The sequence below is a fragment of the Cryobacterium arcticum genome, assembly GCF_001679725.1.
GTDB lineage: Bacteria > Actinomycetota > Actinomycetes > Actinomycetales > Microbacteriaceae > Cryobacterium > Cryobacterium arcticum_A.
In genome coordinates this window covers 2,204,205-2,216,533 of the sequence record NZ_CP016282.1, presented here as the reverse complement: position 1 = coordinate 2,216,533, position 12,329 = coordinate 2,204,205, and the positions used below count along the sequence as shown (strand labels likewise).

The window sequence follows — 12,329 nt, the reverse complement described above, 5'->3', positions numbered from 1 at the left end:
GTGGTCTTCGGGGATCTGGACCTTGCCCCCCGGGGTGGCGTTGTGTGGCACGATGGCTCTGTGACAGACCACGCCGTGCAGCCCCGTGCCGAACGAGGCCGGCCTCGTGCGGCGGCGGCCCATCGACCCGATCTGTCGGCGACGGAGCAGATCCTCGACGCGGCAGCCCAGCTGTTCGTCGAGCGCGGCTTCGCGGCCACCTCCACCCGCGCGATAGCTGACCGCGTGGGCATCCGACAGGCGTCGCTCTACTATCACTTCCCCAGCAAGGAGCAGATCCTCAAGGTCCTGCTCATGCGCACGGTGGAGCCCTCCACGCGAGTGGCCGCCTACCTGGACGCCGCACCCGCCTCGGCTGTCGTGCGCCTGGCCGCCCTCATCAGTTTCGACACCGACCAACTGGCCAGGTCCGCGCACAACCTGGGCACCCTGTACTTCCTCCCCGAGATCCGCAACGACCTCCTGGAGCCCTTCCGGATCGAACGGGCCCGTCTGCGCGACACATATGCCGCGTTGATCGCAGCCAGCGTGGAGGCCGAGGTGCGCGCCGACCTGGGTCCGGCCGGGAGCGCGGGGTCCGAGTCGGGTCTCGACTATCTCGTCGACGTGGTCTTCGGACTCGTGGAAAGCGTCATCGCTATCCGTGCCGACCGCCCCGACGAGGACGCCGACGCTCTGGTCGCCACCATCCTGTACAGCTGCCTGCGGGTACTCGGTCACGACGGCGCGGGCGGGCGGCGCATCACCGAGCACGCCCGGGAGTTGCTGGAAGCACGTCCGGCCGAGTCGATCCCCTAAAGTCGGGGCACCGCCGTGAGTAAGGCCTGCGTGTACGGATGCGCCGGTGCCTGGAAGACCTGCTCGGCCGAACCCGTCTCGACGATGCGGCCCGCGTGCATGACGGCGACCTGGTCGCTGACGTGCTGGATCACACCCAGGTCGTGCGAGATGAACAACAGGCTCAGCGCCAGCTCTCGTTGAAGCTCGTCGAGCAGGTCGAGCACCTGGGCCTGCACGCTCACATCGAGCGCGGACACGGGCTCATCGCAGATCAGGATCTGCGGCCGGGAGGCCAGTGCGCGGGCGATGCCCACCCGCTGTCGTTGCCCTCCCGACAGATCGGTCGGCCGACGGTCGAGCAGGGCGGCCGACAGGCCGACATCGTCCAGAAGGGCGCCCACCCGCGCCTCGCGGGCCCCGCGGGTGGTGCCGTCGCGCCCGTCGGGTGCGGCGACGGCCACAGCGTGCCGCAGGATCTCTCGCACGCTCAGCCTGGGGTCGAAGGAGGCGAGCACATCCTGGTACACGGCACCGACCAATCGGCGCCGAGCGCGGCGCTGTTTCTCGGGCAACGCGCTCCACGGTTCGCCGAGGAGCCGCACCTCGCCCGAGTCCGCCGGCGTGAGCGCCAGGGCCAGCCGGGCCGTGGTGGTCTTGCCCGAGCCGGACTCGCCCACGATGCCCAGGGTGCGGCCGCGTGGCAGGCTGAAGTTCACGTCGTCGACGGCATGCTGCGCGGTGCCGTGCGGACCGCGGAAGGTCTTGTTCAGCCCGATGCCCTCCAGGGCCAGGTCGGGACTGGACGTCGTCCGGGCGTCGGGAGCGGCGCCCGGGTAACCGGCGGTCACCTCCGTCGCCGCCGCACTCGGGCGTTCGGTCACGTGCAGACGCCCCGCCCCGGCGGTCGCCCCCGGTGTGAGTGACGGTTCCGGCGCGGGCGCCAGCCTGGTTCCCCGCGGCTTGTCCACGGGAACCGCGGCGAGCATCCGCCGGGTCTCGGGGTGGCTGGGGCGACCGAGCACCTCGTTCGGCGTTCCGGTCTCGACGATGCGGCCGTCGTGCATGACCGCGATCCGGTCGGCGATGCGGCTGACCACGGCGAGGTCGTGGCTGATCAGCAGGATGGCGGTGCCGCGGTCGCGGATCTCCTCGAGCAGGTCGAGAACCTGGGCCTGCACGGTGACGTCGAGCGCCGTAGTGGGCTCGTCGGCGATCAACAGCGGGGGATCGAGGGCGAGCGCGGCCGCGATGAGCGCCCGCTGGCGCTGGCCACCGGAGAGTTCCCCGGACCGCCGGCCTGCATAGAGTTCGGGGTCGGGCAAGCCGACGGCGGTGAGGACCTCGAGCACCCGTCTGCTGCGCTCGGCACCGTCGAGCTTGGTGTGCAGCCGGAGCGAGTCACCGATCTCCCGCGCGATCGGGCGGAGGGGATCGAGCGAGGCGAGGGCATCCTGCAGCACCAGTCCCACGTCGCGGCCGCGGCGTCGGCGCCAGGCGGACTCGCTGAGGCCGAGCACCGACTCGCCGGCCAAGCTGAGTTCGTCGGCGCTGACCTGCGCGCCGGCGCCGGCGAGGCCCAGCAGGCTGCGGGCGGTGACGCTCTTGCCCGACCCGGACTCGCCGACGATCGCCAGGCACTCGCCCGGTGCGAGCTCAAGGGACACTCCGCGCACCACAGCCTGCGACCCGAACCCGACCGAGAGATTCCGAACTGTAAGGGCCGGCACGGGCGATGGGCCGCCCATCGGCGCGGCCATCCGGGTGGCGTCGGCGGCGCTCATGCGTGCCTCATCCGGCGTTCGATCGCTCGGCCCAGGGCGGTGGCGCACACTGCGGTCAGCACAATGAACAGACCGGGGAAGAAACTCATCCACCACGCTGACGTGATGTACGTGCGGCCGGCGGCGAGCATCGCGCCCCATTCGGCGGCCGGCGGCTGGGCGCCCAGACCCAGGTAGCTCAGGGCGGCGGCCCAGACGATGGCCTGGCCCACACCGAGGGTGCCGAGAACGAGCAGGGGCGCCAGGGTGTTGGGCAGGATGTGCCGGCCGAGGATCCGGCCGCGGCCCAGGCCCTGCACCGTCGCGGCCTCGACGAACGCCGAGGAGCGCACTCGCAGCAATTGGGCGCGGATGATGCGCGCGTAGCCCGGTGCGGTCGACAGTCCGACGGCCACGATCGCGCTGCCCGCCCCCGGACCGAAGACGAGGATGAACAGGAGCGCGAGAAGCAGGCCGGGGAAGGCGAACAGGACCTCGAGGAACCTGTTGACCGTGAAGTCCACGGCGGCGCCGAGCGTGCCGGCGATGGTTCCGAGCACGGCGCCGAGGCCCAGCCCGATCAGGGTGGCCGAGGCGCCGATCACGAGCGAGTCGCGGGCGCCGTCGATCACCCGGGTATAGATGTCCCGGCCGGACTCGTCGGTGCCGAACCAGTGCGTCCAGGACGGCGCACCGAACGCCGACAGCGGGTCGATCGCGAGCGGGTCACCCGGAGCCAACAGGCGGGGGGCTACTGCCGCGACGAGCAGGACCAGGGCCAGCAGGCCGGCCGCGATCTCGACGACGCTGGGCCGGGCCCGCGGACCGCTGGACTGAGCACCTGGTCGGCCGTCCTGCTGGTCGTCCGGGTCACCCGGCCGTGCGGATGCGGCGGTGATCTCGAGTTCGCTCACTGGGCGCCTCCGGCGGTACTGGTGGTGGGGCGCGGATCGGCCAGGCGTGAGGCCAGGTCGGTGAGGATCGTCATGAGGATGTAGGCGAGTGCGACGACCATCACGACGCCGATCACCACGGGCACATCGCGCACGGTGACCGCGTTGAGGAGGGTGCGGCCGAGGCCGGGGCGGGCGAAGACGGTCTCGACCACCACGGCACCGCTGATCAGCGAGCCGAAGGCCCAGCCGGACAGTCCGATGGCGGGCAGGGCCGCGTGCCGGAGAGCGTGACGCCAGAGCACTCCGCGCTCGCCCTCGCCGCGGGCACGGGCGGAGAGCACGAACGGGGACTCAAGGGCCGTGGTCAGGCTCTCCCGCATCACTTGGCCGAGGAATCCCGCCAGCGGGATGGCCAGGGTGAGCACCGGCAGCACCAGGCCGCGCGCATCCGCGGTGCTGATCGGCGGCAGGATGCCCCACCAGACGCTGGCGACCACGATGAGGGTCGTGGCCAGCCAGAAGTGCGGCAGTGCCGCCGCGACGATCTCCAGGCCGGATCCGATGCGCCGGGCTACCCGGCCACGCCCGGTGGACCAGGTGGCCAGCCCGAGGGCGAGAATCCAGGCGACGGTGAGGGCGAGCACCGCCAGGATCAGGGTGCCGCCGAGCTGGCTGAGCACCAGGGGACCCACGTCCATGTTCAAGGCGTACGAGCGGCCCAGGTCGCCCGTGGCGAGGCGGCCCAGCTGGGCGAGGTACTGCAGGAAGACGGGCTGGTCGAGACCGTACTCGGCGCGCACCGCCGCGAGGGCCTCCGGCGAGGTCTGCGACCCCGGCCCGCCGAGGATGGCTTCGGCAGGGTCGCCGGGAATCAGGCGGACGGCGAAGAAGGTGAGCGTGGCCACCGCCCACAGCACGAAGACGGCGCCGCCGACCCTCCGTGCGAGGGGCCAGCCGATGCGCGAGCCAAACCCCCGGACGCGCTGCCCGCCGGTGCTGCGGGCATCCGTCAGCGGTTCAGCCATGCGTCGTAGAAGGTGGGCGTCGACACCGTCGGCAGGGCGCGGGCGCCCTGGACGGCCGTGCCGAGCAGGAAGTGGTTCTGCTGGTCGTAGAGCGGCAGGATGTAGAAGCCCTCGAGGATGAGGTCCTGCGCGTCGGCGTAGAGCGCGGAGCGTTCGTCGGCGTCATTGGTCTGGTCGGCGAGGGTGAGGAGCGAGTCCAGCTCCGGGTCGTTCACCTGGGCGTGGTTGGCGAAATAGCCGCTCGGTGCCGGGGTGATGCCATCGGAGTGGAAGAGGATTCTCAGTACGTCCGGGCCGACCTTGGTGTACGGCGCGCTCACGGCGTCGTAGGCGTTGCTGCCGAGGGCCGTGTACCAGCTGGAGAGATCGAGCTTGGTCAGCTGCACGTCGAACCCGGTCGCCTTGGCGGTCGCCTGGATCTGCTCGAACAGGGACTGCTCGGCCGGGATGGACTGGTTGGTGCTCACCGGGAAGACCACGGTGAGGCGCACGCCGTCCTTGGTGCGGTAGCCGTCCGCGTCCTTCTCGGACCAGCCGGCGTCATCGAGCAGGGTCGCCGCCGCCGCGGGGTCGTAGTCGAAAAGCTCGGGGCGTGAGATTCCGAGGGGCTCGACACTCGACAGGGCCGAGTAGGAGCGTTCCGCACTGCCCTGGAAGAGGGACGCGACGGCGTCATCGACATTCGCCGAGCGGATGAACGCCTCGCGCACGGCCGCATCGTTGAACGGCGTCTTGCCGGAGTTGAGCTCGATCCGGTTGGAGGCGCCGGGCCGAGGCGCATCCAGGTGCACGATGGAATCGCTCTGCTCGGCCTGGGCGATGGTGTCCGGCTGGGCATTGTCGATCACGTCGACCTCGCCGGCCTGCAGCGCGGCATAGCGGGAGGCCGAATCGGGGATGAAGCGCCAGACGATCTTCTCGAGATAGGCCGGGCCGTCGTGCTCGGCGTCGGCGGGCGGGGACGTGTAGTCGTCGTTCCGCACCAGGGTGATGGCATTCTGCTTCACCCAGGAGTCGACGACGAACGGGCCGGTGCCAACGGGGGCGGCGCAGTTGTCGTCCTGGCTGCGCTCGAGCGCGGTGGGGGACTCGATGCCCAGCCACGGCTGGGAGAGGGACTCGAGCAGGGCGCCGTCGGGCTGCGCAAGGGTGAGACGCACGACAGAGTCGGAGACGGCCTCGGTGCCGGTGACCTTCGCCAGGGCCAGGTAGCCCGTGGACGACCCGGTCGCCGGGTCCTGCAGGTGCGCGATGTTGGCCTGCACGGCTGCGGCGTCCAGTGGCGTGCCGTCGGAGAAGGTGACGCCGTCACGCAGTGTGAACTCCCAAGTCAGGCCGTCGTCGCTGACGGTCCAGCTGTCGGCCAGCCAGGGGATGACCGTGCCCTCGGAGTCGAGGGAGACCAGCGATTCGAGGTACTGGGTGCTCACCAGAGCCTGCGGGTAGTTGCCGCCCACGTGCGGGTCGAGGCAGGTGGGTTCGGCGTCGCCGGAGGCGTAGGTGAGAGTTCCGCCTGCCGTCGGCGTCGACGAGGCCTGCGGGGCGGCGCTGGTGCAGCCCGTGAGCGCGAGACCGAGCACGGTGACGCCGGCCGCGAGGGCCACACCGAGCGGACGCCGGGTCGAGAGGGGCGGTACGGATCGAACGAGTGCCGGACGGGGCATGCGATGGGCTCTTTTCACGGGTGCGGAATGCTGGGGGAGACGGGCGTCGACGGTCGGGCGGCCGGGGGACCGGCCACGATGTCTGCTTCGACGGCTGCTGTGCCATTATTGGACTCGGTCCAAAAACCGAAGACGTCGAGTCCCATCGTAGAACACGAAAGAACCATGAACGATTCCCGCACCGTCGGCCGCCCCCGCGGGTCCTCCCGGGCAATGCTCGAAGAGGCCGCCGCCGAGCTGTTCCTCGAACAGACCTACGCCAAGACCACCATCGGTGACATCGCCCGGAGAGCCGGTGTGAGCCGCAACACGTTCTTCAACTACTTCTCCGCCAAGAGCGACCTGCTCTGGGTGGATGTCGACGCGGGACTGGCCGCCCTGCCCGGCGCGTTGGCCGACTGCGACCGCAGCGCCGGCGTGACCGGGGCGGTCCGCCAGGCGCTGCTGCGGGTGGCCGCGGGGTTCGGGCCCGGCCGGGTGCCCTGGTCCGTCACCCAGTACGAGCTGATGAACACGGCAAGCGAGCTGGAGGCATCCGCCCTCGCCCGGTTCCTGGTGCAGGTGGGCCTGGTGGGGGAATACGTGGGCGCGCGGCCCGGACACTCGGCCGACACGGACCCGGTGGGGCGAGCCTTCTCCAGCGCCGTGGTGGCGGCCGCGGCCGCTGCCGCCACGGAGTGGGCCGGCGCCGGTGTGGCGCGCGGCGACCTGACCGCCTATGTGGATGCGGCGATCACTCCGGTCTGCGCCGGGTTCGCACCGGGTCTCGATCACGGCTGAACCGCCCGGCGCCGGAGTTGACGGGAGCGGTAGTATTAACCGACGTTGATCCGGCCATCACCGGGGAGTCTTCGGAAGAACAGTGGAATCGTGCCCCGGTGCGAGACCAGCCAGTAGAGCCGAACGGGTCGGGCCCGTCACAGCCTTTGTATGAGCGGTCGTTCGCCTGCACGGGAACGGCAAGCGAGGTGGTACCGCGCATCGTCCTGTCGGGGCGGGCGTCCTCGTGGAATAGGCCGGCGACTCAACACCGCCTCGTCCAGGAGAAGCATGACGTACCCGAAGTCCCCCGAAGACAACCAGTCCGATTCGGCCAGCCCCGACGCTGCCGTCGTTCCCTCACCGAACTTCCCGCAGATCGAGGGCGAAGTCCTCGACTTCTGGGCGAAGGACGGCACCTTCCAGGCCTCCATCGACAACCGCGAGGGTGCCCCGGAGTGGGTCTTCTACGACGGCCCGCCCTTCGCCAACGGCCTGCCGCACTACGGCCACTTGCTCACCGGCTACGCCAAGGACCTGTTCCCGCGATTCCAGACCATGCGCGGCAAGCAGGTGCACCGCCGGTTCGGCTGGGACACCCACGGCCTGCCGGCCGAACTGGAGGCGGAGCGGAAGCTCGGCATCACCGACAAGAGCCAGATCGAACAGATGGGCCTCGCCGCGTTCAACGCCGTCGCCCGCGAATCGGTGCTCGAGTACACCAAGGACTGGGAGACCTACGTCACCCGCCAGGCCCGTTGGGTCGACTTCGAGAACGACTACAAGACCCTCGACATCACGTTCATGGAATCGGTGATCTGGGCGTTCAAGGAACTGCACACCAAGGGACTGGCCTACGAGGGCTACCGGGTGCTGCCGTACTGCTGGCGCGACCAGACCCCGCTGTCCAACCACGAGCTGCGCATGGACGACGACGTCTACAAGATGCGCCAGGACCAGACCGTCACGGTCACCTTCCCGCTCGTGGGCGCCAAGGCCGAGACCCTCGGCCTCACCGCCGTGCGCGCCCTGGCCTGGACCACGACCCCGTGGACCCTGCCGACAAACCTCGCGCTGGCCGTTGGGCCGGACATCGTCTACGCCGTCGTCCCCGCCGGCCCCAACGGCACCCCGGATGCCGAGGTGTTGCGTGAACAGGCCGGCGCCGTGTCCGGCACCGAGGTTCTTGGCGGCGAGTACCTGCTGGCCATCGACCTCGTCGGCAGCTACGCCAAGGACCTCGGCTACGAGAGCGCCGCCGACGCGACGGCCTCCATTAGCCGCACCATCACCGGACGCGAGCTCGAAGGCGTCTCCTACGACCGCCTCTTCGACTACTACGCCGACGAGAGCGAGTGGGGCACCCAGAACGCTTGGCGTTTCGTCGTCGCGGACTACGTCACCACCAGCGACGGCACCGGCATCGTGCACCAGGCGCCCGCCTACGGCGAGGAAGACCAGACGGTCTGCCAGGCCTACGGCATCCCGGTGATCCTGTCCCTCGACGACGGCGGCAAGTTCCTGCCCGAGGTGACCGAGGTCGCCGGGCAGCTCTGGAGCGACGCCAACAAGCCGCTCACCCAGCTGATCAAGTCGCAGGGCCGGCTGCTCCGCCAGGCCAGCTACGAGCACTCCTACCCGCACTGCTGGCGCTGCCGCAACCCGCTGATCTACAAGGCCGTATCGAGCTGGTTCGTGCGCGTCACCGACTTCCGCGACCGTATGGTCGACCTCAACCAGGAGGTGAACTGGGTTCCGGAGAACGTCAAGGACGGCCAGTTCGGCAAGTGGATCGGCAACGCCCGCGACTGGTCGATCAGCCGCAACCGTTACTGGGGCTCGCCCATCCCGGTCTGGAAGAGCGACAACCCGGCCTACCCGCGCATCGACGTCTACGGTTCGCTCGACGAACTCGAGGCCGACTTCGGCGTGCGCCCCACCGACCTGCACCGCCCCTACATCGACGAACTCACCCGGCCCAACCCCGACGACCCCACCGGGCAGTCCACCATGCGGCGCATCGAGGATGTCCTCGACGTCTGGTTCGACTCCGGATCGATGCCGTTCGCCCAGGTGCACTACCCGTTCGAGAACCGCGAATGGTTCGAGTCGCACAACCCGGCCGACTTCATCGTCGAGTACATCGGGCAGACCCGCGGCTGGTTCTACCTCCTGCACGTGCTCTCCACCGCGCTGTTCGACCGGCCCGCCTTCAAGAACGTCGTCAGCCACGGCATCGTGCTCGGCAACGACGGCCAGAAGATGAGCAAGTCGCTGCGCAACTACCCCAACGTCAACGAGGTCTTCGACCGCGACGGCTCCGACGCCATGCGCTGGTTCCTGATGAGCTCGCCCGTGCTCCGTGGCGGCAACCTCATCGTCACCGAGGAGGGCATCCGCGAAGGCACCCGCCAGATGCTGCTGCCGCTCTGGAGCACCTGGTACTTCTTCTCGCTCTACGCCAACGCCTCCGGCTACACCGCCACCTGGCGCACCGACTCCACCGATGTACTCGACCGCTACCTGCTCGCCAAAACCCGCGACCTCATCGAGGACGTCACCGGCGACCTCGAACGGCTCGACAGCACACTGGCCGCCTCGCGCCTGCGCGACTTCGCCGACGTTCTCACCAACTGGTACGTGCGGCGCTCCCGCGACAGGTTCTGGGGCGGCGTCGCCGCCGACGGCTCCGGGTCGGAAGCCTTCGACACCCTGTACACCGTGCTCGAGACCGTCACCCGGGTGGTGGCGCCGCTGCTCCCGCTGGTCACCGAGCGCATCTGGCAGGGCCTGACCGGCGGCCGCAGTGTGCACCTCACCGACTGGCCCGACGCCACGGTCTTCCCCGCCGACCCCGGACTGGTCACGGCCATGGACCAGGTTCGCCTGATCAGCTCCACCGTGCTGTCGCTGCGCAAGAAGGCCGGCCTGAGGGTCCGCCTTCCGCTGGCCAACCTCACCGTGGTCACCACCGACACGAGCGCCCTGGCCGGGTTCGAGGGCATCCTGCGCGACGAGTTGAACGTCAAGGCGGTCACCCTCGTCGAGCAGGAGGCCGACAGCGCCGAAAGCTACGGCATCACCTCCAAGCTCACCGTCAACGCCCGGGCCGCCGGCCCGCGGCTCGGCAAGCAGGTGCAGCAGGTCATCAAGGCCGCCCGCAGCGGAGACTGGTCCGAGACTGACGGTGTGGTCACGGCCGGCGGTATCGCCCTGGAGGCGGGGGAGTACGACCTGGAGTTGCAGGCGGCCTCCACCTCGGCCGACGCCGAGTCGGTGCTGCACAACGCCGCCCTCGCCCTGCTCACCGGCGGTGGCTTCGTGCTGCTGGAGACCACCACCACACCTGAGCTGGAGGCCGAGGGCCTGGCCCGCGACCTCATCCGGGCCGTGCAGGACACCCGCAAGTCCGCCGGCTTCGAGGTCAGCGACCGGATCCGCCTCGACCTGGTCTTCTTCGACGACGCGGATGCGGCCACCTTCGGCCTGGCCTCTGGCGTCGACGTGGCCGGCGAGACCCTGGCCATCCGTTTCGGTACCCACTCGACAACCAGCGTCGCCGCCGACGTGCTGAGCAGCGGAACCCCGTCCGAATGGCTGCCGGGCCTCACCGGCTCCGCCGTGGAGCACTACGTGCGCTTCGAGGCCGACCACTACGCGAACCGAGGACCGGTCATCGTGGCCGTCGCCCGCGATAAAGGAACCATCAATGTCTGACGATTACTTCCCCGACGAATTCCGTGACGCCGGCGACGCCGTCTTCGCCGCCCTCCTCGACCGGGTGGGCGAGAGCGCCCCGCAGCCGCGCCTGCAGGCCACCCGGCGCGCGGTCGAGCTGCTCGGCGACCCGCAGAGCTCCTACCCGATCATCCACGTCACCGGCACCAACGGGAAGACGAGCACGAGCCGCATCATCGAGAGCATCCTGCGCGCCTACGGTCTGCGCACCGGGCTGCTGGTGAGCCCGCACCTCGTGCGGCTCAACGAGCGCATCGTGATCGACGGTGCCCCCATCAGCGACGAGGCCCTCGCCGCGAACTGGGCCGACATCCAGCCCTATCTCACGATGGTCGATGCCGAGCTCGAGACCGCCGGAGAGGTGCCGCTGACCTTCTTCGAGGCCCTCACCGTCCTGGCGTTCGCCTGCTTCGCCGACGCCCCCGTGGACGTCGTCGTGCTCGAGGTGGGCATGGGCGGCGAATGGGACTCCACGAACGTGGCCGACGGCCAGGTCGCGGTCTTCACCCCGATCGCCCTCGACCACACCAAGCGGCTGGGCAGCACCGTCACCGAGATCGCGCGCACGAAGTCGGGCATCATCAAGCCCGCCGCGGCCGTGGTCACCGCCGCCCAGACACCGGAGGTACTCGCCGAACTGTCCCGGGCCGCCGAGCTGACCGAGTCCACTTTGGTGGGCGAGGGCGCCGACTTCGCCCTCCTCGCCAGCCATGTCGCCGTCGGCGGGCAGCTCATCTCGGTGCGCGGCATCGCCGGCACCTACTCGGAGCTGTTCCTGCCGCTCTACGGCACCCACCAGGCGCAGAATGCCGCCGTGGCCATCGCCGCTGTCGAGTCATTCCTGGGTGCGGGCAGCCAGGCCCTCGTCGAGGACATCCTCGTGGAAGGCCTCGCCACAGCGACCTCGCCCGGCCGCCTGCAGCTGGTCGGCATCGAGCCGACCGTGCTCGTGGACGCCGCGCACAACCCGCACGGGGCACTGGCGCTTACCGCAGCGTTGCAGAGCTACTTCGACTTCGACGAGATCACCGTTGTGGTGGGCATCCTCGAGGACAAGGACGCCGCCGGCATCATCGAGGCCCTGCGCCCCGTCGCGACCCGGTTCCACGTCACCCAGTCCCACTCCGAACGGGCCATCCCGGTCGACGACCTGGCCGACCTCGTCGACGAGATCGCCGGATCCTCCGCCACCTTCCGCTACGGCGATCTCGCTCAGGCGCTCGACGCGGCGCGCGGCTGGGCCCAGGACGAACCCAAGCGCGCGGTGCTCGTGGCCGGATCGATCACCCTGGTCGGCGACGCCGTGGCTCTGGCCGACTCCGGGGACTGGATGACACCGTGAGCGCCGCCCGCGCCTCCTCGGTGCGCCGGTCGCTCGCCTCGATCGTGCTCGGCTTCGAGCTCATCGTCGTGTTCCTGGCCACCCTGGTGATCTTCGGCCTCAGCGACCTGCCGCCCTGGGTCACCCTGGGCGGGGGAGCGCTGCTCTGCCTGATCATGGTGGCCACGCTCGGCTTGCTACGGTTCACCTGGGCCTATGCGGTCGGATGGGCCATCCAGGTCGTCATCGTCGCCACCGGATTCCTCAACCCCGCCATGTTCGTGGTGGGGGCGTTGTTCGCCGGCATGTGGACCTACTGCATGATCAGCGGTTCGCGGATCGACAGACAGAACAACGCCGCCTGACCAGGCGCACCCATCCACATC

Annotated in this window: 9 protein-coding genes; 5 read left to right on the top strand and 4 right to left on the bottom strand. The window is 69.9% G+C overall.

The features are described from left to right. Positions 1-60 precede the first annotated feature (60 nt). Complete coding sequence (locus PA27867_RS21185) at positions 61-798, top strand: TetR/AcrR family transcriptional regulator (protein WP_167550833.1); 738 nt, start codon at positions 61-63, stop codon at positions 796-798. Here PA27867_RS21185 and PA27867_RS09930 read toward each other — a convergent pair. From PA27867_RS09930 to PA27867_RS09915, 4 genes are read right to left on the bottom strand one after another with little or no spacing between them, the layout of a single operon-like run. Beyond that, complete coding sequence (locus tag PA27867_RS09930; RefSeq protein WP_236900677.1) at positions 795-2,561, bottom strand: dipeptide ABC transporter ATP-binding protein; 1,767 nt, start codon at positions 2,559-2,561, stop codon at positions 795-797. The two genes, PA27867_RS21185 and PA27867_RS09930, sit on opposite strands and share 4 nt — an antisense overlap. Continuing rightward, positions 2,558-3,454, bottom strand: a complete 897-nt coding sequence (locus PA27867_RS09925; protein ID WP_157109172.1) for an ABC transporter permease — start codon at positions 3,452-3,454, stop codon at positions 2,558-2,560. The genes PA27867_RS09930 and PA27867_RS09925 overlap by 4 nt, the downstream gene beginning before the upstream one ends. Then, entirely contained in the window at positions 3,451-4,461 is a 1,011-nt protein-coding gene (locus PA27867_RS09920) for an ABC transporter permease (RefSeq protein ID WP_084021407.1), read from the bottom strand. The genes PA27867_RS09925 and PA27867_RS09920 overlap by 4 nt, the downstream gene beginning before the upstream one ends. Then, on the bottom strand, positions 4,446-6,125 hold the full coding sequence (locus PA27867_RS09915; RefSeq protein ID WP_084020953.1) for an ABC transporter substrate-binding protein: 1,680 nt from the start codon (positions 6,123-6,125) through the stop codon (positions 4,446-4,448). Before PA27867_RS09915 ends, PA27867_RS09920 begins: the two co-directional genes overlap by 16 nt. Before the next feature lie 165 nt (positions 6,126-6,290). On the opposite strand from PA27867_RS09915, the gene PA27867_RS09910 reads away from it, so the two are divergent. From PA27867_RS09910 to PA27867_RS09895, 4 genes are all read left to right on the top strand, one after another. Then, positions 6,291-6,905: a TetR/AcrR family transcriptional regulator gene (locus PA27867_RS09910; RefSeq protein WP_066595898.1), complete on the top strand. Its 615-nt coding sequence runs from the start codon at positions 6,291-6,293 to the stop codon at positions 6,903-6,905. A 270-nt stretch (positions 6,906-7,175) separates the two neighbouring features. Beyond that, entirely contained in the window at positions 7,176-10,601 is a 3,426-nt protein-coding gene (gene ileS / locus PA27867_RS09905; protein ID WP_066595896.1) for an isoleucine--tRNA ligase, read from the top strand. Further along, positions 10,594-11,964, top strand: coding sequence for a bifunctional folylpolyglutamate synthase/dihydrofolate synthase (locus PA27867_RS09900; RefSeq protein WP_066595893.1), 1,371 nt, complete (start codon positions 10,594-10,596; stop codon positions 11,962-11,964). Before ileS ends, PA27867_RS09900 begins: the two co-directional genes overlap by 8 nt. Beyond that, positions 11,961-12,308 carry a DUF4233 domain-containing protein gene (locus tag PA27867_RS09895; protein ID WP_236900676.1) on the top strand — a complete coding sequence of 116 codons (348 nt, stop codon included), beginning with the start codon at positions 11,961-11,963 and terminating at the stop codon, positions 12,306-12,308. The genes PA27867_RS09900 and PA27867_RS09895 overlap by 4 nt, the downstream gene beginning before the upstream one ends. Positions 12,309-12,329: the final 21 nt, after the last annotated feature.

Excerpts from the sequence above, each read along its gene's own strand:
- PA27867_RS09930 (WP_236900677.1), bottom strand. The coding sequence starts at position 2,561 with ATGAGCGCCGCCGACGCCACCCGGATGGCCGCGCCGATGGGCGGCCCA.
- PA27867_RS09920 (WP_084021407.1), bottom strand. The coding sequence starts at position 4,461 with ATGGCTGAACCGCTGACGGATGCCCGCAGCACCGGCGGGCAGCGCGTC.
- PA27867_RS09915 (WP_084020953.1), bottom strand. The coding sequence starts at position 6,125 with ATGCCCCGTCCGGCACTCGTTCGATCCGTACCGCCCCTCTCGACCCGG.
- PA27867_RS09910 (WP_066595898.1), top strand. The coding sequence starts at position 6,291 with ATGAACGATTCCCGCACCGTCGGCCGCCCCCGCGGGTCCTCCCGGGCA.
- ileS (WP_066595896.1), top strand. The coding sequence starts at position 7,176 with ATGACGTACCCGAAGTCCCCCGAAGACAACCAGTCCGATTCGGCCAGC.
- PA27867_RS09900 (WP_066595893.1), top strand. The coding sequence starts at position 10,594 with ATGTCTGACGATTACTTCCCCGACGAATTCCGTGACGCCGGCGACGCC.